We start from the raw sequence: 26,517 nt of genomic DNA on the forward strand, positions 1-26,517 counted from the left end.
GCCGGGTGGGTCGCCTCCCAGGTGCGGAAGGTGTCGGCGATCTCGGGGGCGTGGGTGTGGTGCAGGTAGTGCTCGCCGTCGAGGGGGACCACGGTCCCGTCGTCGGCCTCGGCCGCCTGCTGCTCGTGGAGCGGGAGCCAGTCCGGGTTCTTCTCGTTGTGCGCCACCACGAAGAGCAGCAGCGGCAGGTCGGCCGGGAAGGTCGAGCCGACAGCCCGTTCGAAGTTCGTGGGGATGTGCGCCATCTCGTCGCGGTAGGTCGAGGAGAGGGAGTTCTTGTTGCTGAGCATGCGCATCTGCTCGCGCACGTGGTCGCTGTAGACAGGGCCGTCCGTGGCGTCGGAGCCGCGCGAATCGGCTGATGCCCTGGTGCCGTCGGAGCCCTCGGTGCCCTGAGCACCGTCGAGACCGTCACCGGCGACTGCCGACAGCACCCGCACCAGGCCGAGCGACTTCGCAGCGCCCATGAGGCCTGTCGGGAACCGTGTGTCCATCCCGGGCTGGCCCGGCACGCTCGAGTCGATCCCGACGAAGGCCGTCACCTCGTCCGGGTACCGCGTCGCATACTCGATGCTGTAGAGCCCGGCGATCGAGTGGCCCATGAGCACGTAACGGTCGACGTCGAGGGCCTGGAGCGCCTCGTGCACCTCCGACACGATGTTCTCCGTGGTGCGCGGCACGTCGGTGCCGTCGCTCAGGCCGTAGCCGAAGGGCTCGACGACGACCACCCGGTGGTCCTCGGCCAGGTCCGTGACGAGCGGGCCGAAGTCGAGCACCGGGGAGGCCGTGCCGAAGCCCGGCAGCAGGACCACGTCGAGAGGGCCGTCGCCGGTCACCTGGACGTTCATCTGCCGACCGTCGACCGTCACGGTCTGCCCGTAGGACTCGATGCGGTCCTTCTCCCGTCCTGTCGCGACCACGTTCACGACAGTCGTCGTCGCCAGACCGACCGCGAGCACGGCACCCACGGCCGTCACCGACAGCAGCAGTCTCTTCACAGGCTTCTTCACACGCACCTCTCCCGGGGCGCACCCTGCGCCCCACGGAACAGCATCGGCCGCCAGCGTCCTGGGCGCGTCAGTCCCGCGTGGACACCTGGCGTACCGCGCTCGTCGTACGTCGACGTCACTCCCGCGGGCGATCCGGTCCGAGGTGGGGGACGGGATACTGGGTGGGTGACCCAGCCCCGAGCGCCCCGACAGTCCGGCTCGGCCGCCCGGGCGCGAGACGTCGCTGCAGTCCTCGTGGTCGTCGTCTTCGGTGTCCTTCCCTTCCCCGACGAGGCCTTCAGAGCCGGCGGGCCCGTGCTGGCCGTCGCCCTGCTGCCCGTCCTGGTGCTCCCGTCCCGGCGCAGCCGACCCCTGCTCGCGCTCGCGGTGTCTGTCGGGTGCGTCGTCGTCGTCGCCCTGGCCGGGACCTTCGCCCCGAGTGCGCTGCTGGCCGTCGCGATCACCGCCTTCTCGGCGGCTGACCGCACCCGCAGGCCCGTCGCGGTCGTGAGCGTCCTCTCGGCAGCGCTCGCTGTCTTCCTGGTCGCGGCGGTGCCTCTCGACGGCGACCTGCTCGACCCCCGGGTCCTGCAGTTCGTGCTCTTCGTCGTCCTCGGCGGTGCCCTCGGCGACGCGAGCAGGTCGCGGCGCGAGGCCGAGACGTCGCGCCAGCAGGTCCTCGACGCCGTGACAGAGCGTGCCGAGCGAGCCGAGCGGGACCTGGACGACGAGGCCCGTCGACGCGTGACGGAAGAGCGTGTGCGGATCGCGCGGGACCTGCACGACGTCGTCGCCCACCAGATCGCGGTCATCAGTCTGAGCGCCGGGGTCGCGTCGTCGTCGATGGAGACCCGGCCCGAGCGGGCGCGCGAGGCTCTCACGACGATCCGGAGCGCCTCCCGGACCGTGCTGACCGACATCGGCGGGCTGATGGCCCTGCTGCGCGCCGACGACGCCGACGACCTCCGCGACCTGCACCCCCAGGCCGGGCTGGCCCAGGTCGACGAGCTCGTGGCGCGCTTCGCCGGCGTCGGGCTGCGGGTCGACCTGGACCGAGCGCCGGGCGTCGTCGAGACCGCCGCGCTCTCGCCCGTGAGCGACCACGTCGCGTACCTCGTCCTCCAGGAAGGTCTCACCAACGCCCACAAGCACGGGACCGGTGACTCGGCCGCCGTCGTGCTGAGGAGCAGGGGAGGGACCCTCGATCTCTCCGTCACGAACCCTGTGCGTCCCGGAGCCAGCCCTGAGAGCCTGGACGGTCATGGACTCCGCGGGCTCCGTGAGCGGGTCGCGTCGGTCCGGGGCCGCGTCGAGACCTCCCAGGCCGGCGGCCTGTTCAGGCTCGACATCTCCGTCCCCGTCGAGAGCAGGGCGGCGCTGTGATCACCGTCCTCGTGGTCGACGACCAGCCCCTGGTCCGCCAGGCGGTGCGCGACATCCTCACCGACAGCGGTGACATCGCTGTGGTCGGGGAGGCCGCCGACGGCCACGAGGCCGTGCGCGCTGTTGCTGCGACCTCCCCTGACGTCGTCGTGATGGACATCCGCATGCCGCACCTCGACGGGATCGCTGCGACAGCGCAGATCTGCGCGGGCCCGTCGGCCGGCACCACCCGGGTGCTCGTCCTGACCACCTTCGAGGACGACGAGTACGTGGTCGCTGCGCTGCGGGCCGGAGCCAGCGGTTTCGTCGGCAAGGGGGCAGAGCCTGACGACATCGTCCGCGCTGTCCGCACGGTCCACCTGGGGGAGGCACTGCTGTCCTCGGCCGCCACCACGGCGCTCGTGCGCAGGTTCGTGCAGCAGCACGTCCCCCGAGACGACGCGTGGCAGGACGACGGCCTCGACCGCCTGACCGGGCGCGAGCGCGAGGTGCTCCTGCTCGTCGCCGCGGGGCAGACCAACCAGGAGATCGCGACAGGCCTCGTCATCTCGACGCACACAGCCAAGACCCACGTGAACCGCATCATGACCAAGCTGGACGTCCGCGACAGGGCGCACCTGGTGATCCTCGCCTACGAGTCGGGGCTCGTGGCACCCCGGCGGTGACCCGGTGACCCGGCGGTGAGCCAGCGGTGCATCGTTGGCCCGTTGGCCCGTCGGCCCGGCGGCTCACGAGGTCGGTCTGACGCCCGCGAGGTCGTCCCGGAGACCTCGACGTCGTACCGACACGCCAGATCTGTCTGCCCGCGTCCAGTCCCCGGCGTGTCTGGACGACCTCGTGGCAGGAGGGACGACCTCGTGAGGCAGGTCGCGGCACAGCAGGGCAGGACACGGCACGGCACGGCACGGCACGGCAGGGCAGGACACAGCACAGCACAGCACAGCACGGCAGGGCAGGGCAGGGCAGGACACAGCACGGCACGGCAGGTGAGGTGGTGCGGGTCAGGCACCTGCGGGTGACGTCGGTCGGGGGGAGCGCAGCCCACGAGCCCCGAAGACCGCGGCCGTCGTGAGGTACCCGAGCGCGAGCACGGCGAACACCGGGCGCGAGTACCCCGAGTCCGGCAGCGTCACCGCCGCGATCGCCGCAGCCGCGATGAAGGCCGAGTTGTAGACGACGTCGTAGAGCGCGAAGGCCCGCCCCCGGAACTCGTCAGGGGTGTCCCGCTGCACGATCGTGTCGACGGCGATCTTCGCGCCCTGCGCGGCGAGGCCCAGCAGCGCGGCGCAGACCAGCAGGACTGGCAGCCGCACGGACGTCAGCAGCACCAGCTGCGCAGCCCCCGCCAGCAGCAGGCACAGCACGACCCACACCTGCGACCCCGTCCGCCGGGCCAGCACAGGGGTCGTCAGCACTGCAGCGCCGAAGCCGACCGCGGAGGCCGCGAGCACCGACGCGAAGACCGCGAGCCCCGCATCCGGGTCACCCGGGTCGGCCAGCAGGTTCCGCGACAGCAAGATGCTCGCCACGAAGGTGACCCCGTAGAAGAGCCTGTGCACGCCCATCACCGCGAGGGCCTGTGCTGGCGTGCCGATCTGCCCGAGCGCCCGCCCGCCCTCGACCAGCCCACGACCCAGACGGGCCAGGCGCTCGCGGACCACGTCGGCGTCCGCGAGCTCGCCCGGGCCCAGGCTGTCGGTGCCGAAGCGGGCCGCGACAGCCGCGGCGCACGCGAAGAAGACTGCCGCCGCGCCGAGCGACGCCGCGTCCTTCGACGGTCCCGCTGCCATCACGAGGCCGAGCAGGAGCCCGACCAGACCACCGAGCGCGGCGGCGCCCGCACCGAAGGTGGGCACCACGGAGTTGACGGTGAGCAGCTGCTCCCGCGGCACCACCCGCGGCAACGACGCCGCGAGGGCCGCCAGCACGAACCTGTTGAGCGACAGGTTTGCCAGGGCCAGGACGTAGACGACGGGACCGATGCCCCACAGCAGGACCCACACGCCGATGAGCAGCGTGACGCCGACCCGAGCGACGTTGACGCGGACGAGCACCTGGCGGCGGCGCCAGCGGTCCAGCAGCACCCCGGCCCACGGGCCGACCACGGTGAACGGGGCGAGCAGCACGGCGAAGGCCACGGCGATCGAGCCGGCCGTGCCCTGGCTCTCGGGGGAGAAGAAGAAGAGCGTCGCGAGCCCGACCTGGAACATGCCGTCGCCCGCCTGCCCCACGAGGCGCACGGCGAAGAGCCGTCGGAAGTCGCGGCCGCGGAGAAGGCCTGCGAGATCCTGTGGGACTGACATGCGGGCAAGCCTAGGGGAGACGAGAGAAGACCCGGGGCCTGGGTGAGGCTCGGGTCTTCGGGGGGAGGGGAGCGCGGGGTGACGGGCGTGCCTGGGCTTGGTCTGTCGGGTGCGGTATTGCGCTGTCTCTTCGGTCGCGCTGCCCCTGCGCTCCGCTACGGCCGGGAGCCCCAGGCGAAAAGCATGCCTGGGGCGCTTGGCCTGTCGGGTGCGGTATCGCGCTGTCTCTTCGGTCGCGCTGCCCCTGCGCTCCGCTACGGCCGGGAGCCCCAGGCGAAAAGCATGCCTGGGGCTCCCAACCTTCGCTGCGCTTCGGGTCAGCGCTCGTTGGTACCAGCGATGAAGGCCTCGAGCTCGACGCGGCCCTTGGTGTCTTCCATCTGGACCGGCGGCGACTTCATGAAGTACGTCGACGCGGAGAGGATCGGGCCACCGACGCCGCGGTCCTTGGCGATCTTCGCGGCACGGACGGCGTCGATGATGATGCCGGCCGAGTTGGGCGAGTCCCAGACCTCGAGCTTGTACTCGAGGTTGAGGGGAACCTCACCGAAGGCGCGACCCTCGAGGCGGACGTAGGCCCACTTGCGGTCGTCGAGCCAGGCGACGTAGTCCGACGGGCCGATGTGGACGTTGCGGTCGGAGGTCTTGCCACCGAGAGGTCCGTCGAGGTTCGACGTCACGGCCTGGGTCTTGGAGACCTTCTTGGACTCCAGGCGCTCACGCTCGAGCATGTTCTTGAAGTCCATGTTGCCGCCGACGTTCAGCTGGTACGTACGGTCCAGCACGACGCCGCGGTCTTCGAAGAGGCGGGCGAGCACGCGGTGCGTGATGGTCGCGCCGACCTGCGACTTGATGTCGTCGCCGACGATCGGGACGCCGGCGTCCTCGAACTTCTTGGCCCAGACGGGGTCCGAGGCGATGAAGACGGGGAGCGCGTTGACGAAGGCGACGTTCGCGTCGATCGCAGCCTGCGCGTAGAACTTCGCAGCCTTCTCCGAGCCGACGGGGAGGTAGCAGACGAGGACGTCAGCCTTGACGTCCTTGAGGGTCTGGACGACGTCGACCGCTGCAGCGTCCGACTCCTCGATGGTCTCGCGGTAGTACTTGCCGAGGCCGTCGAGCGTCGGGCCGCGCAGCACGTTGATGCCTGTCGGCGGGACGTCGGCGATCTTGATGGTGTTGTTCTCCGACGCCTGCGTGGCGTCGGCGAGGTCGAAGCCGACCTTCTTCGCGTCGACGTCGAAGGCAGCCACGAACTCGAGGTCCGAGATGTGGTACGGGCCGAACTGGACGTGCATGAGACCGGGGACGGTCTCGTTCTTGTCGGCGTTCCTGTAGAACTCGACGCCCTGGATCAGGGAGGTCGCGCAGTTTCCAACGCCAACGATGGCGACGCGGATGGCAGTCATCCTCGCTCCTTGCTGTCTGTGTCGCGACCGAGGTCGTCGACAACGTATGGATTGATCTGATCTGGTGCTGCAGGTTGTGCGTCCGCCGTCAGGCTGGCGCCCGGGGTCACCCCCGTGGTCCGGGCACGACGACGGTCGCGCTCGGTGTTGATGAGGCCGTCGAGCCATCGAACTTCACGTTCGACCTGCTCGAGGCCATGTCGTTGCAGCTCGAGGGTGTACTCGTCGAGCCTGTCCCGGGTCCGTGCGGACGAGTCACGCACGTTCTCCAGGCGCTCGTTGAGCCGGCTGCGCCGACCTTCGAGGATGCGGATCCTGGTCTCGGCGTCTGTCTGCCCGAAGAACGCGAACCTCACGTCGAAGCTCTCGTCCTCCCACGCGGCCGGACCTGACGACGCGAGCACGGACTGCAGGTGCTCCTTGCCGTCGGCCGTGAGCGTGTAGACGATGCGCGCCCGCTTGCCCGAGAGTGCGTGCGGGGGAGCCTCGTCCGACGCGGCACCGACGATGAGACCGCGTGTCACGAGAGACTTCAGGCACGGGTACAGCGACCCGTAGGACAGCGCCCGGAACGAACCGAGGACCAGGTTGAGGCGCTTGCGCAGCTCGTAGCCGTGCAGCGGGGAGTCGTTGAGGAGGCCGAGCACGGCGGTCTCCAAGACGGACGACTTGCTGCGCACAGACACCTCCTGGATACCCTCGTGAGCTCCCACGAGCACCCAAGACGGGACTCGATGTATCGGATCGATACATCGGAAGACTAGGCACATCGACACTGTCGCGCAAGGGTGGCTGTTCTCCGGCATGCCTTCTCCGGGCCGGCCCAGGCCGGGTGAACCCTGAGTCTGCGCGGCTGCCGCCGGATGTGAAGGAGACGGGGAACTGGTGGGCGGGCGTGGCACAGAACTGGGTCGGCGACGCCCTATCGCGTGAACTCGAACGGCCCAGCCTCTACAGTTCACGGTGGGCTCGTGCGCTCCCGCCCCACCGGTGAGGCCAGACGTCCCGCCGGGCGCGCCAGGTGCGCGGCCCACCAGCAGACCTGGACCGGCCCTCCGCCGCGGTCTGCTCACATCGACAGCCGTAGGAAAGGTCCGCGCGTGGCAAGCTCGACTGGACGACCTCAGCAGGGTCCGTCAGGCACGACGCCTGTCCGGGTCTCCGCGACCTCCCGTGCGACCGGGACCCCGGGCGCAGCACGCCCCGCCGCAGCGCCGGCTGCCGGCGCGAAGGGCGCGACCACGCCCCAGCGCGCCGCAACGAGCGCTCGCCCAGGCTCGATCCCGCCGGCGGCGGCAGGGAAGACCTCCCCGGCGAGGACCGCCGCGTCGGCGAGGACCAGTACCGCGACGAAGACCGGCGCAGCCACCACGGCCCGCACGTCCGCGAAGAGCGGCGCAGCTGCTGGGGGCAAGGGCGCTGCAGGCGCCGGCTCGGGCGGCAAGGGCGGTGGCGGCGGACGTCGCCGGTTCTTCAACTACCCGCGGTACGGCAAGGGCCCGATCCGCCGCTGGATCCCCTCGTGGCGCTTCGTGCTCGGAGCGATCCTCACGGGCATCGCCCTGGTCTGCGGCATCGTCATCGCCGCCTACGTGAGCCTGGCCGTCCCCACCCCCGACTCGGTGACCCTCCCCGAGAAGTCCACGGTCTACTACGCGACCGGCGAGCCCATGACGGTCTTCGCCGACCAGGACCGCGAGATCATCCCGGGCGACCAGATCCCGCAGCACGTGCGCGACGCCGCCGTGGCCGCCGAGGACCGCTCGTTCTACGACAACTCCGGGATCGACCCCAAGGGCCTCACGCGTGCCTTCATCGGCAACGTCAAGGCGGCCCTCGGTGACGGTCGGGTGACAGGTGGTTCGACCATCACGCAGCAGTACGTCGAGCGTTACTACACGGGCGAGACGACGACGAGCTACGCGGGCAAGTTCAAGGAGATGCTCCTCGCGGTCAAGATCGACCGGCAGGAGAAGAAGGAAGACATCCTCGCGAACTACCTCAACACCATCTACCTCGGACGCGGTGCGTACGGCATCCAGGTGGCGGCGACCAAGTACTTCGGCATCCCGGCCTCGGAGCTGACGGTCTCGCAGGGCGCGCTCATCGCCGGGATCATCCCGTCCCCGTCGAACTGGGACCCGCAGTCCAACCCCGAGAAGGCTCAGGAGCGGTGGAAGTACGTGCTCGACGGCATGCTCGCCGAGGGGTTCCTCACCCAGGCGGAGTACGACGAGGCCAGCGCGACCTTCCCCGAGACCATCCCCTATGAGCAGACCAACCGGAAGGAAGGTCCGCAGGGGTACCTCATCGACATGGTCGAGCGTGAGCTCGCGGCCCTGCCCGAGCCGATCACCCGCGAAGACCTCGACAGCGGAGGGCTGACCGTCCGCACGACGATCGACTACGGGATCCAGTCGATGGCCGTCGACTCTGTCAACGCCATGCCGCAGGACAGCGCGCCGAACCTCAAGAAGTCCGTCGTGACGGTGGACTCCACGACGGGCGGCTACCTCGCGGTCTACGGGGGAGCGGACTATCTCGCCTCGCAGTTCAACAGCGCGACGATGGACGTGGCGCAGGCCGGTTCGACGTTCAAGCCCTTCACGCTCATGGCCGCCCTCCAGGAGGGCAAGACGCTCAAGGACACCTTCGACGGGAACTCCCCCAAGGTCTTCCGCGACTACGACAACTACAAGGCGACGAACTTCGCCGACACCAGCTATGGGCGGGTCTCGCTCGAGAAGGCCACCCAGGACTCCATCAACACGGCGTACCTGGAGCTCAACGACGAGATCGGACCGCAGCTGACGGTCGACGCAGCCGTGGCCGCAGGGATCCCGGCCGACTCGGTCGACCTCGACCCTGTCCTGTCCAACGTCCTCGGCACGGCTTCGGTGCACCCCGTCGACATCGCCCGTGCCTACACGACCTTCTCGACCAACGGCGAGTCGCGCACCCCGCACATCGTCGCGACAGTCACCAAGAAGGTCGACGGCGAGGACGCCGTGGTCTACACGGCGAACACGACGGCCGAGCGCAAGTTCACGCCCGAGAACACCGCCGAGCTGACCTACGCGCTCACGCAGGTGGTCGAGAAGGGCTCGGGCAAGGCCGCCTCTGAGCTCGGCGTCCCGATCGCGGGCAAGACCGGGTCGACCAACGAGAACAAGTCAGCGTGGTTCGTCGGGTACACCCCGCAGTTCGTCACCGTGGTCTCGCTGTTCCAGTCTGGGCCCAACGGCGAGCAGGAGAGCATCACGCCCTTCGGCGGCTACCGGAACGTCACGGGTGCGACAGTGCCTGCGGACCTCTGGACCGACTACATGGGCAAGGTGCTCGCGGGACGTCCCGTGCTCGAGTTCCCCGAGCGGCCGTCACCCCCGAAGCCGACGGCCACACCGACGCCCACCCCTGAACCGACGACGGAGCCGCCAGCACCCACGACGGGTCTCGTCCCGGACGGGCTCGTGGGGAGCTCGGCCGACGCTGCCTCGGGTGCGATCGCGGCTGCGGGGCTGACCCCCTCGGTGTCCGAGCAGTTCGACCCGAGCGCGCCCGGGACCGTCATCAGCATCAACCCGGGTTCCGGGAGCGAGGTACCGCTCGGGTCGACGGTCGCGGTCGTCGTGTCGAAGGGGCCGGAACCGGCACCTGAACCGGCACCGTCGACCCCAGCGCCGGCGCCGTCTCCCGAGCCGCCTCCCGCGCCTGAGCCGACGACGGAGCCGGAGCCGGAGCCGTCGCAGCCAGGCGCTGACGACGGCGCCGGGCTGCTGCCTGGAGGGTGACGCGTCTGGTCGCGCGCACGGCCCGCTCGACCTCGGTCGGGCGGGCCGTGCGCGTCTCACGGGACGCGCAGGTGCCTCGCTCCTAGGTCCAGGCGGGGGTTCCCGGCGGGACCTCGGGCGGGTACCATTGGACACTGTTGTGTGCGTCCGGCTGCCCGCCATCGGGCAGGAGGCGCACACCGAGCGGCCGGGACTCGTCCCGGCCGTACGTACGCACTAACCCTCCTGTCACGGAAAGACCGTGACCGCTGAGTCCGTAGGAGGTGGGTTCACACATGCGTCAGTACGAATTGATGATCATCCTCGATCCCGAGATCGAAGAGCGCACCGTCGCTCCGTCGCTCGACAAGTACCTCACGGTCATCTCGACCGAAGGTGGATCGGTCGACAAGGTCGACATCTGGGGCCGCCGCCGTCTGGCGTTCGAGATCCAGAAGAAGACAGAGGGCATCTACGCGGTGGTCGACTTCACCGCCACGCCTGCGACTGCCAAGGAGCTGGACCGTCAGCTCGGCCTCAACGAGGTCGTCCTGCGGACCAAGATCCTGCGCGCAGACGTCTGAGCACACGCTGAAGCACCTGCACGACCTCGCACGACCCGCACGGAATCGAATGGAGAGAAGCAATGGCTGGTGACACCGTCATCACGGTGGTCGGGAACCTCACGGGCGACCCGGAGCTCCGCTTCACCCCGTCCGGGGCTGCGGTCGCGAACTTCACGATCGCGAACACGCCTCGGACCTTCGACCGCCAGAGCAACGAGTGGAAGGACGGCGACACGCTGTTCATGCGCTGCTCGATCTGGCGTGAGGCTGCTGAGAACGTCGCGGAGTCCCTCACCAAGGGAACCCGCGTCATCGCTCAGGGCCGACTCGTGCAGCGCTCGTACGAGACCCGTGAGGGTGAGAAGCGCACCGTCGTCGAGCTTCAGGTGGAGGAGATCGGTCCTTCCCTGAAGTACGCGTCCGCGAAGGTCACCCGAGCCCAGCGCTCGGGCGGCGGTGGCGGAGGCGGCTTCGGCGCCAGTTCTGGTGGACAGGCACAGGCAGACGACCCGTGGGCGACCGCAGGTCCGGCGTCGTCGAACAGCGCAAGCTCGTTCGCCGACGAGCCGCCGTTCTAGTCCCCACCCCGTAGATCGCCTCCGGTCTCGTCCCCGCGCCACGCGCGCGGACGTCTGGAGCACCCTTGAGTGAAGGAGCAACCGCAATGGCAAAGCCCGTTGTGCGTAAGCCGAAGAAGAAGTCCAACCCCCTGAAGTCGGCGAAGATCGAGACCGTCGACTACAAGGACACCGCGCTGCTGCGTAAGTTCATCTCGGACCGCGGGAAGATCCGCGCCCGTCGTGTCACCGGTGTGTCCACCCAGGAGCAGCGTCAGATCGCGCGTGCAGTCAAGAACGCACGCGAGATGGCTCTTCTCCCCTACTCGTCATCTGCACGCTGAGAAGGGGCTGAAGACACATGGCAAAGCTGATTCTTACCCACGAGGTCACCGGCCTCGGTGAGCCTGGCGACGTCGTCGACGTCAAGGACGGGTTCGCCCGTAACTACCTCGTCCCGCGCAGCCTGGCCACCCCGTGGTCCAAGGGTGCCGAGTCGCAGGTGACCGCGATCCGCAAGGCCCGCAAGGCCCGCGAGATCGCCACCCTCGACGAGGCCAAGGCCACGCGTGACTCGCTGCAGTCGAAGCCTGTCGTCGTCAAGGCGAAGGCCGGCAACGGCGGTCGCCTCTTCGGCGCCGTCACCACGGCCGAGATCGCTGACGCGGTCGCTGCCCTCGGTGGCGTCACCGTCGACAAGCGCAAGATCGAGATCACCCAGCCGATCAAGTCGACCGGAGACTTCTCCGTGTCGGTCCGCCTGCACCCTGAGGTGTCGGCGAAGATCGCTGTGAAGGTCGTCGAGGCCTGAGCATCTGACGAGCGCCCCCTCGGGGCGTGAGCCTGCAGCTCGTGCACGACGCGAAGGGCCCGGACCTCCTCGGAGGACCGGGCCCTTCGCCGTGCTCGGGGGCTGGCTGTCAGAGACCGACGACCCGTCGGAGCCCTGCCTCGACGGCGTCCATGAGGTTGCCCGGGAGGATGGTGCCGGTCGGGTCGATGTCTGTGCGGTCGACGGTCATCGGCTGCGACACGGTGACGACCGAGTCTCTCGGCAGACCGGAGGCCATGCACGTGAGACGCCGAGGTCGCACGCAGCACCTCCGGGTCGCACGCATCGTCACGAGGTCGTGCAGACACGCCGGATCAGGGTCTTCTGGGGCGGGTCCTGGCGTGCTCGTGCGACCTCGTGGTCGTCTGTGCGACCTCGATCAGGGAGTCAGGCGCCGGCGACCATCCAGCGGTCGGAGCGGGCGCGCAGGCCTGTCGTGACGGCGCGGGCGAGCATGAAGACGCCGGCGAAGGCGAGCCACAGCCACGCGAGACCGGCTGGACCCTCGGGAGCCCACGCGCGGACGGCGAGGGCGACAGGGGCGTAGACGACCACGGTGAGCATGCCAGCCCATGCGAGGTAGCGACCGTCGCCCGCGCCGATGAGCACGCCGTCGAGCACGAAGACCCAGCCGGCGAGCGGCATGAGCGCCCCGGCGACCACCATGCCGAGCGTGATGGCGACCCGGACCTCGTGGTCGGTCGTGAAGAGCAGCGCGAACCACCAGCCCCCGGCGGCGATGACCACGCCGATGGCCGCTCCGGCGCCGACCCCCCACTGGAGGGTGCGACGCAGGATCGCCCGGGTCTCGGAGACGTCGCCGGCACCGAGCCTGTGCCCGATGAGTGCCTGCGCGGCGATCGCGAGGGCGTCGAGGGCGAAGGCGGCCAGACCCCACACGCTGTTGAGCACCTGGTACCCGGCGAGGTTCACAGCCCCGAGGCCCGTCGCGACGAAGACCGTGAGCAGGATGGCGAGCCGCAGCGAGAGGGTCCGGACGAAGAGGGGTACCCCGGCGCGGGCGTTGGCGAGGATGCCTCCGGAGGTTGGGCGCAGCGAGGCACCGGCTGCTCGTGCTCCGCGGACCACGACGACCGTGAGCACGGCGCCCATCGTCAGCTGGGTGGCGGCGGTCCCCGCAGCCGATCCGGCGATGCCGAGCCCGAGCCCGTAGACGAGCACGACGTTGAGGACAGTGTTGGTCACGGCCCCGCCCACTGCGACGTACAGCGGGGTGCGGGTGTCCTGGAGGCCGCGCAGCACGCCTGTCGACGCGAGGACCACGAGCATCCCGGGGAGGCCTAGGCTCGACCAGCGCAGATAGGTCACCGCGTGCCCGGCGACGGCGCCGTCGGCGCCCATCGCGCTGATCGCCCAGGGGGCGGAGAGCCACAGCGCCGTCGCGAGGACGACACCGAGACCTGCGGCCAGCCACATGCCGTCGACACCGGACTGGAGCGCCTCGGCGCGGTGACCTGCACCGACCCTGCGGGCGACCGAGGCCGTCGTCGCGTAGGCGAGGAACACGCACAGCCCGACGAGGGTCAGCAGGATCGTCGACGCGACGGAGAGCCCCGCGAGGTGCGCCGTCCCCAGGTGGCCGACGACCGCGGAGTCGACGAGGACGAAGATCGGCTCGGCGACGAGCGCCCCGAGAGCGGGCACGGCGAGCGCGAGGATCTGACGGTCGAGGGGACGACGGGGTCCGCGGTGCTCACGGGGCGCAGCACTGTCCGCCACGTGGTCCCTCCCAGGGTCGAGGCATGGATATGTGGACAACGAATCTTCTCATCCACAGGCAGATCGGCGGAATTCCGGGGCTGAGAGCCTGATATTCGGCTGAGATCCGCGGTTGTCCCCAGTTATCCCCATGGTTATGCACACTGTGGATGACCAGCAGCCAGCACCTGAGGAAGTTATCCCCAAGGGTGGGGACAAACCTGTGGATGACGTGGTTGATCGAGGGACTGGAGGCGCGTACGGTGCAGGCGGCAACCACCGACGAAGACCCCGTGTCGGTGGCGAGGCGTAGACCTGAGACCTCGCCCGCACAGCAAGGACGGACCACCATGTCGATCGACGAGCTTGACACCGGCTACAGCTCTTCCAGCCAGGGCTCGGGGTCGTCAGGACCGGGGTTCGACCGCACCCCGCCCCAGGACATCGCCGCAGAGCAGAGCGTCCTCGGCGGCATGCTGATCTCGAAGGACGCCATCGCCGACGTCATCGAGCAGCTCAAGGGCACAGACTTCTACAGGCCTGCGCACGAGGCCATCTACGACACGATCCTCGACCTCTACGGCCGCGGTGAGCCTGCTGACGCCATCACCGTCGTGGCTGAGCTCACCAAGCACGGCGAGATGGGCCGCATCGGCGGGGCCCCGTACATCCACACCCTCATCTCGATGGTGCCGACGGCCGCCAACGCGGGCTACTACGCCCGCATCGTGCGCGAGCGGGCTGTGCTGCGCCGCCTCGTGCAGGCCGGGACGCGCATCGTCCAGCTCGGCTACGCGACCGACGGCGGTGATGTCGACGAGCTCGTCAACAACGCGCAGGCCGAGGTCTACGCCGTCACCGAGACCCGGTCCTCCGAGGACTACGCGGTGCTCGGCGACGTCATCGGCGGAGCCGTCGACGAGATCGAGGCCGCAGGCCACCGCGGCGAGGGGATGGTCGGCGTCCCGACAGGCTTCGCCGACCTCGACAGGTTGACGAACGGTCTGCACCCCGGCCAGATGATCGTGCTCGCGGCACGTCCGGCTATCGGAAAGGCGCTCGCGCTCGACACTCCGCTCCCGACCCCCACGGGCTGGACCACGATGGGAGAGGTCCAGGTCGGCGACCAGCTCCTCGCCGCCGACGGGACGCCGACTGTCGTGGTGGCTGCGACAGAGGTCCTTGTGGACAGGCCGTGCTACGAGGTCGTCTTCGACGACGGGACGACGATCGTCGCCGACGCCCAGCACGAGTGGTCGACGAGCGACCGTGCGTCCCGTCGCAAGCACGGCCTGCTCGGGACCGTGCGGACCACCGAGGAGATCGCGTCTTCGGTCCGGTGCGCGACGGCGGACCGCCGTGCGAACCACGCCGTAGTGACAACAGGAGCCCTTCAGCTCCCTGAAGCAGACCTTCCGCTCCACCCTTACGCGTTGGGCGTGTGGCTCGGCGACGGGCACTCGGCATCCGCCAGGTTCACGTCGGCCGACCCGGAGATCGCGATGCGCCTCGAGGGTCTCGGTCTCGTCGCCCAGCGTCGGACAGGTGCCGTCGGCCGTGCTGAGCTCTACACGCTCCAGCTTCCGGCTGAGGCGCCCGTCGCAGAGCGCCTGTGCGCTGTCTGCGGTGTCTCGTTCGTGCCGCGCACCTCGCAGGTCAAGACCTGCGGTCGGTCCTGCGGTGGCCGGGCGAGTGCCTACTCCGCGCCCATGCCGAACCCGACCTGCCCGGACTGCGGCGCCCCGAGCACAGGGCTGCGCCGTTGTCAGGACTGCCACAACGCCCGGGGGACCGTCGCCGGGATCCTGCGGACGCTCGAAGTGATGGACGACAAGCACATCCCTGTCTCCTACCTGCGCGGCAGCGAGGAGCAGAGGCGGGAGCTGCTCGCAGGGCTCCTCGACACCGACGGCACGGTCAACCCCACCGGCAGCCCACAGGTGACGGTGACCAGCCGCCGCCTCGCGGAGGACACCAGAGAGCTCGTGCACAGCCTGGGGTACCGGACCGGGTGGTCCGAGCGGACCGTCAAGGGCCGCTCCGTCCTCTCGTCGACCGCCTACACGATCACCTTCACGACGGACGACGACGTCTTCGCTCTCGAGCGCAAGAAGCTGGTGCACAAGGACCGTCGCCGTCCCTCGACCCCTCGGCTGCGGAGCAGGTTCATCGTCGACGTGCGCCCCGTGGCCAGCGTGCCGGTCCGGTGCGTCGAGATCGCGCACCCGGAGCACCTGTATCTCGCGGGCCGGTCGATGGTGCCCACGCACAACTCCACGCTAGGAATCGACATCGCGCGGTCGGCGTCGATCAAGCACGGGTTGACGTCTGTCGTGTTCTCGCTCGAGATGAGCCGCAACGAGATCACCATGCGTCTGCTGTCCGCCGAGGCGCGCATCCACCTGCAGAAGATGCGCAACGGCTCCATGGGTGAAGAAGACTGGCAGAAGCTCGCCGGGACCATGGGCAAGATCTCCGAGGCGCCCCTCTTCATCGACGACTCGCCGAACATGTCGCTCATGGAGATCCGCGCCAAGTGCCGACGCCTCAAGCAGAAGCACGACCTCAAGCTCGTGGTCATCGACTACCTCCAGCTGATGACGTCCGGCAAGCGCGTCGAGTCTCGCCAGCAGGAGGTCTCGGAGTTCTCCCGTGCGCTCAAGCTGCTCGCCAAAGAGCTCGAGGTGCCGCTCATCGCGATCTCGCAGCTGAACCGTGGCGCCGAGCAGCGCACCGACAAGCGCCCCGCGATGTCCGACCTGCGTGAGTCCGGCTCGATCGAGCAGGACGCCGACATCGTCATCCTGCTGCACCGCGAAGACGCCTACGAGAAGGAGTCTCCGCGCGCCGGGGAGGCCGACCTCATCGTGGCCAAGCACCGTAACGGCCCGACCGACGTGCTGACCGTCGCCTTCCAGGGGCACTACTCGCGCTTCGTCGACATGCAGGCGTGAACGCGGGGGATACCGGAGAAGGGCACAGGGTTGAGAGCTGTCCATCCGGCCGCACGTCGACTGGCGGCGGTCCTCGCCGTCGTCCTGGTGGTGGCAGGCGTTGTGGCCACGGCGGTCGGTCTCGTGCGGTGGCTCGAGCCGCTGACCGACCTGGAGGGCGGGGTCTCGGTGCCGGTCCAGGTGACAGCCTCTGACGGGGTAGGAGCCGACCTGCAGCTCCTCGTCGAGATGGAGCCCTACGACGACGTGCGGGTCGGCGGCATCCCGACGGGTGGTCTCCCGCACACCGACCACCGCACCTACCCGCTCGGTGTCGTGACGGTCTACGCTCCCGACGCCTCGACGAGCGAGAAGCTCCTGTCCCGAGCAGACGCGATGCTGCGCGGGATCGCCCTGCTCGTCGCGGCCCTCGCGCTCCGGCCGGTGCTCCGTGCCGTCGCCGCCGACCGGCCTCTGCGACGCCACGACGGTCGTCGCGTGCAGGTCGCGGCCCTGTGCGTGGTCGTCGGCGGCTACGTCGCACCGCTCCTGCCGTGGCTGGCCAGCGCGTCCGTGCTCACCAGGCTGGACGACCCCCACGGCCTCAGCGCGACGCCCGTGCACCACCTCGAGGTGTTCGTGGTCGCGGCGCTGGTGGTGCTCGTCGGTGCTGTGATGAGTGCTGGCACGCAGGAACCACGCGAGGTGTCGAGGGCCTGACCCGTCCGACGCTGTCAGGCCGGACCGCCCGTGGGTGTGTAGCGTCTGGCGGATGAGCCACGACGCGCAGGACCATGTCTCGACAGGACACCTCCCCGGGCGGGACGTGGTCGGCGAGGCCGTGCAGCGCGCCCACGAGGACTTCCGGTTGCTCGACGAGGGCGAGGTCATCCAGGACGTCCCGGCGCTCGCGGACGCCGACCCGGACCTCTTCGGGGTCGCGCTGGTCCACGTCGACGGCACGGAGCACACGGTCGGTGACTCCGGGCACAGGTTCACCATCCAGTCGATCTCGAAGGCCTTCGTCTACGCGCTGGTCTGCCAGGAGATCGGCCACGACGCCGTGCTCGCCAAGGTCGGGGTGGACAACACGGGTGTGCCCTTCGACTCGGTCCTGGCGATCGAGCACAACGAGGGCCACCCGATGAATCCGATGGTCAACGCGGGTGCGATCGCCACGACGGGGTTGGTCCCCGGGGCCAGTCGCGACGGCCGCTGGGGCTTCGTGCTCGACGGGCTGTCGCGGTTCGCGGGCCGGGACCTCGAGGTCGACGAGGACGTCTTCGCGTCGGAGTCTAAGGAGAACGAGCGCAACCTCGGTCTCGCGCACCTGCTCCAGGGCCACGACAGGCTCAGCGGTGACCCTGCGGAGGTCGTCGACACCTACACCCGGCAGTGCGCGCTGCTCGTCGACGCGCGCGACCTCGCGGTCATGGGCGCGACGCTCGCCGGTGGCGGTGTGAACCCGGTGACCGGCGTCCAGGTCGTCGACCCGTCGATCTGCCGGGACACGCTGAGCGTCCTCGCGTCGACCGGGATGTACGAGCGGTCGGGGGAGTGGCTCTTCGAGGTCGGGGCACCGGCCAAGAGCGGCATCTCCGGGGGCATCGTCACCGTGTCGCCGGGCAAGGGGGCCATCGGTACCTATTCGCCGCTGCTCGACGACGCGGGAAACTCGGTCCGTGGTCGCCGCGCCACGGCACAGCTCGCGCGCGAGCTCGGGCTCGACGTCTTCGCGTCACTCCCCGCGCCCCGGCACTCGTCGACCACCTGACCGGAGTGTCGGTGCGCCGCGTCTAGGCCGACTCGTCCTCCGGACCGTCTGCCGAGAGGCACCGACCGGCTGGACCGCTCTCGAGGAGGGCGGTCGGGCCGGTGAGGTCCCCAGGACCGCAGCTGCTCAGGACCGCAGCGCCCACCCGCAATAGCTGCGCCATGCGTGGACCGCCGCGCGGGTGCGCCGTCGGAGCGTGCGGAGGTCTTCCGGGACGCTGCCCGGCCGGGCGAGGGCGCGGTCGAAGGGGAGCCGCAGGACCGCTCCTGCTGGCGCCTTCTCGAGCGTGGCCCCGCGCTGCCTGCCGTACACCTCGGTCTGGACGACGGCGACGCGGGCCAGGAGCGCGCTGTCACCCTCGGCGATCGCCGCCGTCAGCCGCAGGGCGTCGGCGGTCCCGAGCGGGGTCGCGGGGGCCGCGACGGCGACGGCCACCTCACCCGACCGCAGCAGGTCGAGCGCGTCGGCTGCGGCGCAGACCCCGACGTCCCAGATCGCCGACTGCGGGTCGACCCGGTTGACCTCGTCCCCGCCGCATCGCTCGACGAGCCCGGTGCCGCCCGTGCCGAAGAGCCCTGGGGCACCGCGGGCGTCGTCACGGGTCGCCGCGAAGGCGAGCGCAGCGAGGGTGCTGGCCCCGGCTCCCGAGGTCACCGAGACGATCGCGAGGGTCCTCACGACTCGACCTCCGGGTCGCGGGCCACCTGGATGACGTGCGGGCGCCCCCCGCGGCGGATGAAGCGACCGCGCCCGGGCGGGAACCTCTCGGGGTAGATCCGGCTGACCAGCTGACCCTCGCTGCGCTCGCCCGACATGAGCAGGATCGAGCCGCCGGTGTCCCGGGTCACCTGGATCATCTGCGAGTACATGGCGCGGCTCGCCCCGGCGACGGGCCGGGTGAGCACGACGTGCAGACCGAGGTCGCGCGCGCTCGGCATGTACGGCATGAGCGGCGCGAAGGGATCCGCACCACCCGCCGAGACGATGTCGTAGTCGTCGATGAGCACGACGATGCGCGGCTCGCGGGCCCGCTCCTCGGGTGAGCGGCCGGGCCGCTGCTCGAGCTCGCTCGCGATCGACTCGGCGAGCCCGCGTGCCTGGGTCGCGTTCTTGGCGTGCGCGGCGAGGTAGTCGTCCTCGACCACGTCGGGCACGTTGCCCCGCGGGTCGACGACGGCGATCGCGAGCTCGTCGCTGCTGAACCTCTCGATGAGACCCTTCGCGATGGTGCGCAGCAGGGTCGTCTTGCCGCACCGCGAGTCGCCGAGGACCACGAGGTGCTGGTCGTCGCCGGTGAGCTCCCAGAGCGCGGCCTCCATGGTGTCCTGGCGCAGCCCGATCGGGACGACGTCGGGCTCGTCGAAGGCGTCGGGCAGCTCGGCGCGGTCCACGTCGAGCGGCAGGAGGCGGATCGGCGCGGCGGCCGGGCCGCTCCACGACTCTGCGGTCCGCCGGGCGAGGGCCTCGAGCTCGTCACCGACGGCGTCGTCGCCGACGACGTTGAGGACGGGCAGCGCGACCTGCGCGAGGTTCTTCGTGTCGAGGATCGCCCGACCCGGGGTGTCGGCCGAGAGCGTCGCGGACAGCTTGCGGTCGATGCTCGACTCCGCAGGGTCGTTCAGGCGCAGCTCGACGCGGGTGCCGAAGAGCGCCTGGTGGCCCATCCGCAGCTCGCTCCACCGGGTGAGCCCGACGACGAGGTGGATGCCGAAGCTCGCGGCCCTCGTCATGATGTCGGTGAAGGCTGTCTCGATCTCCTCGAAGTCCTGACGGATCTGCCCGTAGCCGTCGACGAGCAGCACGATGTCTGCAGCGTCGAGCTCGGGGATGCGGCCCGCGGCGTGCATCGAGCGCAGCTGCACCATCGAGTCGATCGAGTACTTCTTGAACACGGACTCGCGCAGCGCGAGCATGCCGCTGAGCTCTTCGACGAGCCTGAAGAGCCTGTCCCGGTGCGAGCGCGTCGCGACACCACCCACGTGCGGGAAGTGCTCGATGCGCTGGAGCCCGCCCCCGGTCAGGTCCATGCCGTACACGGCCACGTCGCGCGGGGTGTACGTGAGCGACAGAGAGGCCGCGATGGTGCGCAGCAGCGTGCTGCGCCCGGTCTGCGGAGCCCCGATGACGGCCACGTGACCGCCCGCGCGGGCGAGGTCGAGCCGCCACGGAGCCTGGGACTGCTGCGTCGGGTCGTCCTCGAGGCCGATGACCACGCTCAGCCCGGGGGTGCGCTCGCCGGCCTTCTCGAGCACCAGCCCGAGGGCGAGGCGGTCGGGGAGCGGCGGGAGCCACACGGGGCTCACGGCACGGTCGTCGTCGCGCACCCTGTGGACGGACTCGTCGACGAAGGTCCGGCTCGTGTCCGGGCGCGTCAGCGACGGGGTGGCAGAGGCCTGCTCCGTGCTGCCGGGGGTCGAGATCCCGTTGAAGGTGGGCAGCAGGAGCGGGCGCGCCTCGGTCTCGTCGTCGCGCGAGGCACGCTGGCCGTCGACCGGACCCGAGACGAAACCGGACCTGAAGCGCGTGTAGACGCTCGTGTCGACCTTGAGGTACCCGTAGCCGGGCAGCGCCGGCAGGTGGTACGCGTCGGGCGTGCTGAGCACGACCTGCGACTCGGGCTCGCTGAAGGTGCGCAGACCGAGCCTGTACGAGAGATACGTGTCGAGGCCGCGGAGCTTGCCACCCTCGATGCGCTGGCTCGACAGCAGCAGGTGCACACCGATCGACCGGCCGATGCGCCCGATCTGCAGGAACAGGTCGATGAAGTCGGGCTCGGCCGTGAGCAGCTCGCCGAACTCGTCGATGACCACGAACAGGTGCGGCATGGGAGCCATCTCGGGACGCTCGGCACGGAGCTGGCGGTAGTGCGAGATGGACGGGGAGGACCCGGCCTCCTTGAGCATCCGCTGGCGCCGGACGACCTCGCCCTGGATCGACGCGCGGGCGCGCGTGGTGAGCTGCGGGTCGTCGGCGAGGTTGTCGATCAGCCCGGCGAGGTGCGGGAGCCCCGCGAAGGGTGCGAAGGCTGCCCCACCCTTGTAGTCGACGAGGATCATCGAGAGGTCTTCGGGCGGGTGCGTCAGCGCGAGGGACAAGATCAGCGTGCGGAGCATCTCGGACTTGCCCGAGCCTGTGGCGCCGATGCAGATGCCGTGCGGGCCCATGCCCAGCTGCGCGCTCTCCTTGAGGTCGAGCCGCACGGGGTAACCCTGGTCGTCGGTCGCGAAGGGCACGTTGAGGAACTGCGCGGGCGACCGGGGACGCCAGAGCGTCTCGGGGTCGACGTCGTCGAGGCTGTCGATGCCGAGCAGCTCGTAGATGTCGAGAGTCCTGTTGCCCTCCTCGTCCTGGGTCGCCGAGAGCGAGAGGCGCATGGCGGCCATCGCGCGGGCTGTCGACTCGAAGAGCGGCACACCGGTCTGGTCTGGCTCGAGGCTGACGTCGAGGGCGTCGGGTGTCCCAGGGGAGGTGGTGAGCGTCCCGGTCACGGTCCCGGCAGCGTCGAGCGTGATCCGCACGTCGAGCTCGCTCGGCTCGTCGAGCCGGTCCGAGAGCAGGTGCACGACTGTCACGCCGAGCTCCTGGAGCGTCGCGCCGGCGCCGACAGGCAGGGTCGACGCGCGACGTCCGTGGTCGTCGACGACCACGAGGAGGCGAGACGGCTGGCTGCGCACAGACCCTGTCCGCTTCGAGGAGTGGGCGTGCTGGAGCCTGTCGGTCAGCGTGCTGCCGAGCACGTGCGCCAGGCTCGAGAGGTCGGGGGCGACCCTGCGGGCAGGGACAGGTCCGTCGAACAGCTCGGGGTCCTGGACGTGCGGGAGCAGGTCGAGCCCCTGCCAGTCCGCGCTGCGGTCGGGGGCGTAGGCCGCGGCGATCGAGAGGTCGTCGGGTCCGTGCTGCGCGGCGAGCTGGAGCAGCATGCTGCGGACCGTCGCGACGGTGTGCGCGCGGTCGCCCACGACAGCCATGACGGCCACGTCCCGCAGGTCGACTGTCACCGGCATGGCTTCGACCCGCTCGACCTGGTCGGCGATCAGCCGGGCCTCGGACAGCAAGATCGGGTCGTGAGGCTCCATCGGCGACGAGGCAGGCGGGACCGTGAGGTCGAACCACGGCACGGCGCCGGTGCCCACGCGCACGGTGAGGAAGTCGGCGTCCCGGCGCCGACGCTCCCACAGGCGTCGCGGGTCGCGGACGAGCGCCATGAGGGCCGAGGGCTCGGGGTGCATCACGGCGGCGTCGCGCCGGGCGTCGGCTGTGCGGGCGGCGAGGTCCCGGCGGAGCTTCTCGAGGTAGTCGAGGTAGAGCTCGCGCTTGGCGCGCTCCTGCTTGGCCGCACGGCCGCGCGAGGAGACCGCGAAGCCGATGCCGCCGACGATCGCGACGACGAAGACGAGCGCTGCGACGACCATGAACAACGGCTGCCCGTTGCGCATGACGACCATCATGACGACCGAGGTCATGGCACCGACGATCGGCAGGAGCATCTGGAGCGGCGTGCGGCCGCCCTGGTCGTCGCCGAGCGGGGGTGGGGGCGCGATCGACTCGGGCTCCGGCGCGGTGACCGGAACTGTGGTCCGGGTCGGGCGGTGGACGATCTTGAGACTCATGCGGCGCTCCCGCGGGTGTCGGCGCGTCGACCGGCCACGTCGACGACAGCAGCCGCCAGACGGAGCGCAGCGAGCGTGGTGGAGGCGCGGAGCCTGTGGCTGCCGACGGGTCGGGCCGCACCGTGCGCACGGTCGTAGGGGAGCGCCACGGCGGGCACAGGGAGCAGGCGGAGCATCTCGCCGAGGGCCGCCGTGCGCTCGCGGCGCACGTCGTCGACGGCCAGGAGCACCTGGACGCCAGCCTCCTCGACGGTGCGGGCGAGGTCGACCGCGCGCTGCAGCGAGGTCCTGTCGGCGGGGGTCGTCACGACCACGGCTGTGCTCGCCGAGAGCACCCGGCCGACTGTCGAGGCGTCGCGGACACCCCAGTCGGTGACGACGAAGTCGAAGAACCTGCCGGCCGGTGCGACGGCCTCCCACCAGCGGGAGTCGTCGGCGGGGCGCACGCCAGCCTCGGCCCCAGAGTCCGCGCCGTCGGATCCGGAGCCCGCGCCGCTGGCTTCGGGGACCGGTGCGGCCAGGTCGAGGCAGTAGAGCCCACCGAGGGTCTGCACCAGCCCGACCGTCGCGGCGTCGGAGCGGCGCGCGGCCCGGCGTGCCGTCTCGTCGGCCGGGGTGCTGGGCGCGGGCGTCGTGAGACCCGCGTGCCACAGCGCGGAGCGTGCTGTGCGGGACGCGTTGACCAGGAGGATCCGCTGGTCGCGGCGCGACGACAGCACAGAGGCCAGCAGACCACCGACGGTCGAGCAGCCCGAGCCACCAGCCACGCCCACGACCCCGACCCGGGTGCTGAGGGCGAGCGGCGCCCGCACGGCCTCGTCGAGCCTGCGCAGCTCTTCGGCGCGGGACGGCAGAGAGGCCACGAGGGTCGTCCAGGCGCGTCCCATCAGAAGGTCCCGACCAGGTCGGCGAACACGCCGAGGCGTGCGAGGACGAGGGGGACCAGCGCGAGGACGGCGATCAGCTCGACGATGTTCGCGAGGCCGCGCAGACGCGCCTTGAGGTACTCGCTCGGGTGCGACCCGACGAGCGCAGCGACCAGGACGGCGACGCCGAGCGCGACACCGACGGCCTGCTCGGGCTCGGTGCTGCCGAGGTCGACGAGGAGCGCGACCAGCGGCACCAGACCGGCGAGCATCAGCACGAGACGCTGGGGCGCGAGGGGGAAGACCCGGGTGCGCAGCAGGAGCACGACGGCGAGGCAGGCCGTGAGGACCCGCGTCGCGGTGTCAGGAGCCCCGGCGAGGACCCAGGCGCACGAGCCGACGACGACAGCCGTCGCGACCGTCGCCCAGGTGAGCGCACGGTGGGTCGCGTCGACGGCGCGGCGTGCGGCTGCCCGCGGGATGCGGTTGCCCTCGACCACACGGTCGTCGAGCCCGCTCAGCCCGCTCACGGTCATCGCGATCCCGGGCAGCAGGCCGAGCAGCAGCGTTCCGACCACGGCGACGACAGCCGCCGAGTGCAGACGCTCCCAGCCGAGGGCGTGCATGGCGGCGAGCGCGCCGACCAGCACCGTGCCGACGACCCCGCCGAGCCCGAGACCGACGTCCCGGGCGCCCGCGGCCCCGACCAGCCCGACGAGGAGGCTCGTGAGCCCGAACCAGACGATCGCCGACGTCCCGAGCGACCCGTCGGCGTGGTCGGCGCTCACCAGGAGCGCGGCGACAGCGGCACCGCCGACAGCACCTGCGGTGAGGACCACGGCCGGGCCGGTGAGGTGGCGACGGCAGAGCACGGACGCGACCACAGCCACGCCGGCGCACACCGCGAGCAGCGTGACCAGCGGGACGTCGAGCGACGAGACGGCCACCAGCGCCGCATAGGCGCCCAGGACAGCTGTGAGCACCGACGCGGCGACGACTCCCCACACGGGGCGCCACGCGTCGGCGCGGCTGTCGACGGCGTCCGCGACGACGTCGGTGACGTCGGCGACCTCGGGCGGCGGCGGAGCCTCGTCGACCCGCACGATGCGCAGCAGCGCACCGTGCTCGACCGACTGCTCGGCGAGGGTGAGCGAGGAGTCCAGCTGCTCGCCGACCCGCGTGACGAGGGCGACCGGGCGCGCCGAGCGTGCCTCGCCCTCGTCGAGCAGCACCAGCACGTCGGGCAGCATCGCGGCGACGGGCTCGTCGTCGGGGAGGACGAGGTCGGCCTTGCGGCCCTCGCCCTGGATCGTGACGCGGGTGTACTCGGTCACTTCTTCTCCTCCTCGACGACGCGCTGCGTCGCCGGGTCGATCGTCACGCCCGTGGCCGGGTCTGTGTAGTAGCCGGTCTCGGTGTCGAGGTACCAGTCGATGCGGGGGTCGATGAGGTTGCCGTCAGGGTCCTCGGCCAGGCCGGTCTCCCGGTCGACGAAGAACCCGGTCTGCGGGTCGATGAAGTTCCCGGACACCGGGTCCGCGAGGAACCCCGTCTCCGGGTCGAGCGGCATGTCCGGGGTCTCGGGGATCGGGTTCGCGGCGAGCGCGGCCCTGAAGGACGCCACAGCCTGGTCTTCCTTGCGGTTGTCGAGCAGGTTCACCACGAAGGAGAACCCGAGGCAGCCGACCCCGGCGACGGCGGCGATGACCACCGAGCCGATGAACCTGCGGACGTTCGTGTTGACCTTGCGGCGCTGCTCGAGCGCCCCGAAGGACAGCGCAGACGACAGCCGCTCGCGGTGCGTGCGGGTCGACTCGACGAGGATCCTGTCGCGGTCGGTCACTGGGGTGCCTCCGGTCGGGTGGGGTCGGCGACGTGCAGGGTGCGTGTGCCCAGCGCGATCCGCGAGCCGGCCGGGGCGGGCGTGCGCACGTGCGGGGTGAGCGGCGAGAACTGCTGGCCGGGCAGCGCCACGGCCGAGCCGTTCGCCGAGCCGAGGTCGGTGACCCACAGCAGCGGCCCGTCGAGCTCGAGGACGGCGTGGCTGCGCGAGATCGACCGGCCGATGTCCGGGATGCCCAGCAGGTAGTGCGTACCCGTCGGGTCGACGGGGCTGCGCCCGACGATCGTCGTACCGAGCACCGTGACGGTCGCGCCCTCGTCGGTGACCACGACGACGCCGGGGGTGCGGGCCGTCTCCTGCGCCATCCACGGGTCGGCCGGAGCCGGGGCCTGCTCGGCCGGGATCGGCACCGAGGAGGCGGGGACCACGAGCAGCGGGTCGCGGCCGCGGGCGAGGTCTGCGGTCAGCCCGCGGCCGGGGACGAGCGCCCGCGCGGACGGCATCGCGCTCGCGCGGTCGACGGTCCGCAGACGCGTGAGGCGCAGCCCCAGGCTGCGACCGGTCCGGACGCGGTCTGCCACGACGAGGAGAGCCACGACGGCCGCGAGGACGCCACCGACGACAGGGTGCAGCAAGAACCCCAGGCCGAAGGCGGCGGCGACGGTGAGCAGGTCGACGGCGGTGGCTGCCGCTCGACGCGCGCCCGCGGGCCTGACGTCGTGCAGGAGGATCGCGTGCGGGACGGCGCTGCGGTCGGCGACCGAGGTCCCGTCGTCGCGGTGCTGCTCGGCCACGGACGAGAAGGCGTGCATCGTCCACCCCTCTCGTCGGTCTGCTGCGTCTGCTGCTGTGGTCTGTCGTGCGGGCCGTGCCGTTCGTGAGGCGCGCACCTGCGGCCGCCTGAGCGTCCAGGCGCGGTCTGCCGGGCACGAACCTATCCTGCGCTCAGCCCCCTGTCCTCGT

Annotated in this window: 21 protein-coding genes; 10 read left to right on the forward strand and 11 right to left on the reverse strand. The window is 70.8% G+C overall.

Annotated features, from left to right (window positions below; translation table 11 throughout):
- On the reverse strand, window positions 1-1,010 hold a 1,010-nt coding region (locus HZZ10_RS09270; RefSeq protein WP_179913289.1), incomplete at its 3' end, for an alpha/beta fold hydrolase.
- A 165-nt stretch (window positions 1,011-1,175) separates the two neighbouring features.
- On the opposite strand from HZZ10_RS09270, the gene HZZ10_RS20045 reads away from it, so the two are divergent.
- Both HZZ10_RS20045 and HZZ10_RS09280 read left to right on the forward strand, forming a co-directional pair.
- Window positions 1,176-2,372 carry a sensor histidine kinase gene (locus tag HZZ10_RS20045; RefSeq protein ID WP_179913290.1) on the forward strand — a complete coding sequence of 399 codons (1,197 nt, stop codon included), beginning with the start codon at window positions 1,176-1,178 and terminating at the stop codon, window positions 2,370-2,372.
- A complete protein-coding gene (locus tag HZZ10_RS09280; RefSeq protein ID WP_179913291.1) occupies window positions 2,369-3,037 on the forward strand; it encodes a response regulator transcription factor in 669 nt (222 codons plus the stop codon). Before HZZ10_RS20045 ends, HZZ10_RS09280 begins: the two co-directional genes overlap by 4 nt.
- A 336-nt stretch (window positions 3,038-3,373) precedes the next feature.
- Here HZZ10_RS09280 and HZZ10_RS09285 read toward each other — a convergent pair whose 3' ends face one another.
- From HZZ10_RS09285 to HZZ10_RS09295, 3 genes are all read right to left on the reverse strand, one after another.
- On the reverse strand, window positions 3,374-4,675 hold the full coding sequence (locus HZZ10_RS09285) for an MFS transporter (protein WP_179913292.1): 1,302 nt from the start codon (window positions 4,673-4,675) through the stop codon (window positions 3,374-3,376).
- A gap of 317 nt (window positions 4,676-4,992) precedes the next feature.
- Window positions 4,993-6,084 (reverse strand): inositol-3-phosphate synthase, encoded by a 1,092-nt coding sequence (locus HZZ10_RS09290; RefSeq protein ID WP_056134570.1) that lies wholly within the window; start codon window positions 6,082-6,084, stop codon window positions 4,993-4,995.
- Window positions 6,081-6,764: a PadR family transcriptional regulator gene (locus HZZ10_RS09295; RefSeq protein ID WP_056136301.1), complete on the reverse strand. Its 684-nt coding sequence runs from the start codon at window positions 6,762-6,764 to the stop codon at window positions 6,081-6,083. The genes HZZ10_RS09290 and HZZ10_RS09295 overlap by 4 nt, the downstream gene beginning before the upstream one ends.
- Before the next feature lie 420 nt (window positions 6,765-7,184).
- Between HZZ10_RS09295 and HZZ10_RS09300 the strand changes: the two genes are divergently transcribed.
- The 5 genes from HZZ10_RS09300 (at window position 7,185) to rplI (ending at window position 11,788) form a co-directional block, all read left to right on the forward strand.
- Window positions 7,185-9,875, forward strand: a complete 2,691-nt coding sequence (locus HZZ10_RS09300; RefSeq protein ID WP_179913293.1) for a transglycosylase domain-containing protein — start codon at window positions 7,185-7,187, stop codon at window positions 9,873-9,875.
- A 275-nt stretch (window positions 9,876-10,150) separates the two neighbouring features.
- A complete protein-coding gene (gene rpsF, locus HZZ10_RS09305) occupies window positions 10,151-10,438 on the forward strand; it encodes a 30S ribosomal protein S6 (protein ID WP_056134550.1) in 288 nt (95 codons plus the stop codon).
- Window positions 10,439-10,500: 62 nt separating this feature from the next.
- Window positions 10,501-10,998: a single-stranded DNA-binding protein gene (locus HZZ10_RS09310; RefSeq protein ID WP_056134547.1), complete on the forward strand. Its 498-nt coding sequence runs from the start codon at window positions 10,501-10,503 to the stop codon at window positions 10,996-10,998.
- Between the two features lie 86 nt (window positions 10,999-11,084).
- Window positions 11,085-11,321 (forward strand): 30S ribosomal protein S18, encoded by a 237-nt coding sequence (gene rpsR / locus HZZ10_RS09315; protein WP_012868730.1) that lies wholly within the window; start codon window positions 11,085-11,087, stop codon window positions 11,319-11,321.
- Between the two features lie 17 nt (window positions 11,322-11,338).
- Window positions 11,339-11,788, forward strand: coding sequence for a 50S ribosomal protein L9 (gene rplI, locus HZZ10_RS09320; protein WP_056134544.1), 450 nt, complete (start codon window positions 11,339-11,341; stop codon window positions 11,786-11,788).
- A gap of 408 nt (window positions 11,789-12,196) precedes the next feature.
- Here the strand turns inward: rplI and HZZ10_RS09325 are convergent, their stop codons facing one another.
- Window positions 12,197-13,549: an MATE family efflux transporter gene (locus HZZ10_RS09325; RefSeq protein WP_179913330.1), complete on the reverse strand. Its 1,353-nt coding sequence runs from the start codon at window positions 13,547-13,549 to the stop codon at window positions 12,197-12,199.
- A 329-nt stretch (window positions 13,550-13,878) separates the two neighbouring features.
- Between HZZ10_RS09325 and dnaB the strand changes: the two genes are divergently transcribed.
- From dnaB to glsA, 3 genes are read left to right on the forward strand one after another with little or no spacing between them, the layout of a single operon-like run.
- Window positions 13,879-16,482: a replicative DNA helicase gene (dnaB, locus tag HZZ10_RS09330; protein WP_179913294.1), complete on the forward strand. Its 2,604-nt coding sequence runs from the start codon at window positions 13,879-13,881 to the stop codon at window positions 16,480-16,482.
- A gap of 30 nt (window positions 16,483-16,512) precedes the next feature.
- Entirely contained in the window at window positions 16,513-17,181 is a 669-nt protein-coding gene (locus tag HZZ10_RS09335) for a hypothetical protein (protein ID WP_179913295.1), read from the forward strand.
- A gap of 52 nt (window positions 17,182-17,233) precedes the next feature.
- Entirely contained in the window at window positions 17,234-18,235 is a 1,002-nt protein-coding gene (gene glsA / locus HZZ10_RS09340; protein WP_179913296.1) for a glutaminase A, read from the forward strand.
- A gap of 126 nt (window positions 18,236-18,361) precedes the next feature.
- Here glsA and HZZ10_RS09345 read toward each other — a convergent pair whose 3' ends face one another.
- The 6 genes from HZZ10_RS09345 to HZZ10_RS09370 are packed head-to-tail and all read right to left on the reverse strand — an operon-like array spanning window position 18,362 to window position 26,366.
- Complete coding sequence (locus HZZ10_RS09345) at window positions 18,362-18,913, reverse strand: hypothetical protein (protein ID WP_179913297.1); 552 nt, start codon at window positions 18,911-18,913, stop codon at window positions 18,362-18,364.
- Window positions 18,910-22,845, reverse strand: coding sequence for a type VII secretion protein EccCa (gene eccCa, locus HZZ10_RS09350; protein ID WP_179913298.1), 3,936 nt, complete (start codon window positions 22,843-22,845; stop codon window positions 18,910-18,912). Before eccCa ends, HZZ10_RS09345 begins: the two co-directional genes overlap by 4 nt.
- The gene (locus HZZ10_RS09355; RefSeq protein WP_179913299.1) at window positions 22,842-23,732 is read right to left on the reverse strand and encodes a hypothetical protein; all 891 of its coding nucleotides are present in this window, start codon (window positions 23,730-23,732) and stop codon (window positions 22,842-22,844) included. Before HZZ10_RS09355 ends, eccCa begins: the two co-directional genes overlap by 4 nt.
- A complete protein-coding gene (eccD, locus tag HZZ10_RS09360) occupies window positions 23,732-25,045 on the reverse strand; it encodes a type VII secretion integral membrane protein EccD (protein ID WP_179913300.1) in 1,314 nt (437 codons plus the stop codon). The genes HZZ10_RS09355 and eccD overlap by 1 nt, the downstream gene beginning before the upstream one ends.
- A complete protein-coding gene (locus HZZ10_RS09365; protein WP_056134520.1) occupies window positions 25,042-25,554 on the reverse strand; it encodes an OCRE domain-containing protein in 513 nt (170 codons plus the stop codon). The genes eccD and HZZ10_RS09365 overlap by 4 nt, the downstream gene beginning before the upstream one ends.
- Window positions 25,551-26,366 (reverse strand): FHA domain-containing protein, encoded by an 816-nt coding sequence (locus tag HZZ10_RS09370; RefSeq protein ID WP_179913301.1) that lies wholly within the window; start codon window positions 26,364-26,366, stop codon window positions 25,551-25,553. The genes HZZ10_RS09365 and HZZ10_RS09370 overlap by 4 nt, the downstream gene beginning before the upstream one ends.
- Window positions 26,367-26,517 lie beyond the last annotated feature (151 nt).

The sequence above is a fragment of the Sanguibacter inulinus genome (assembly GCF_013415325.1).
Lineage (GTDB): Bacteria > Actinomycetota > Actinomycetes > Actinomycetales > Cellulomonadaceae > Sanguibacter > Sanguibacter inulinus.

Bases quoted from the DNA above. Each gene is read 5' to 3' on its own strand.
- HZZ10_RS09285 (WP_179913292.1), bottom strand. From the start codon at position 4,675: ATGTCAGTCCCACAGGATCTCGCAGGCCTTCTCCGCGGCCGCGACTTC.
- HZZ10_RS09290 (WP_056134570.1), bottom strand. From the start codon at position 6,084: ATGACTGCCATCCGCGTCGCCATCGTTGGCGTTGGAAACTGCGCGACC.
- rpsF (WP_056134550.1), top strand. From the start codon at position 10,151: ATGCGTCAGTACGAATTGATGATCATCCTCGATCCCGAGATCGAAGAG.
- HZZ10_RS09310 (WP_056134547.1), top strand. From the start codon at position 10,501: ATGGCTGGTGACACCGTCATCACGGTGGTCGGGAACCTCACGGGCGAC.
- rpsR (WP_012868730.1), top strand. From the start codon at position 11,085: ATGGCAAAGCCCGTTGTGCGTAAGCCGAAGAAGAAGTCCAACCCCCTG.
- rplI (WP_056134544.1), top strand. From the start codon at position 11,339: ATGGCAAAGCTGATTCTTACCCACGAGGTCACCGGCCTCGGTGAGCCT.
- dnaB (WP_179913294.1), top strand. From the start codon at position 13,879: ATGTCGATCGACGAGCTTGACACCGGCTACAGCTCTTCCAGCCAGGGC.
- glsA (WP_179913296.1), top strand. From the start codon at position 17,234: ATGAGCCACGACGCGCAGGACCATGTCTCGACAGGACACCTCCCCGGG.
- eccCa (WP_179913298.1), bottom strand. From the start codon at position 22,845: ATGAGTCTCAAGATCGTCCACCGCCCGACCCGGACCACAGTTCCGGTC.
- HZZ10_RS09355 (WP_179913299.1), bottom strand. From the start codon at position 23,732: ATGGGACGCGCCTGGACGACCCTCGTGGCCTCTCTGCCGTCCCGCGCC.
- HZZ10_RS09370 (WP_179913301.1), bottom strand. From the start codon at position 26,366: ATGCACGCCTTCTCGTCCGTGGCCGAGCAGCACCGCGACGACGGGACC.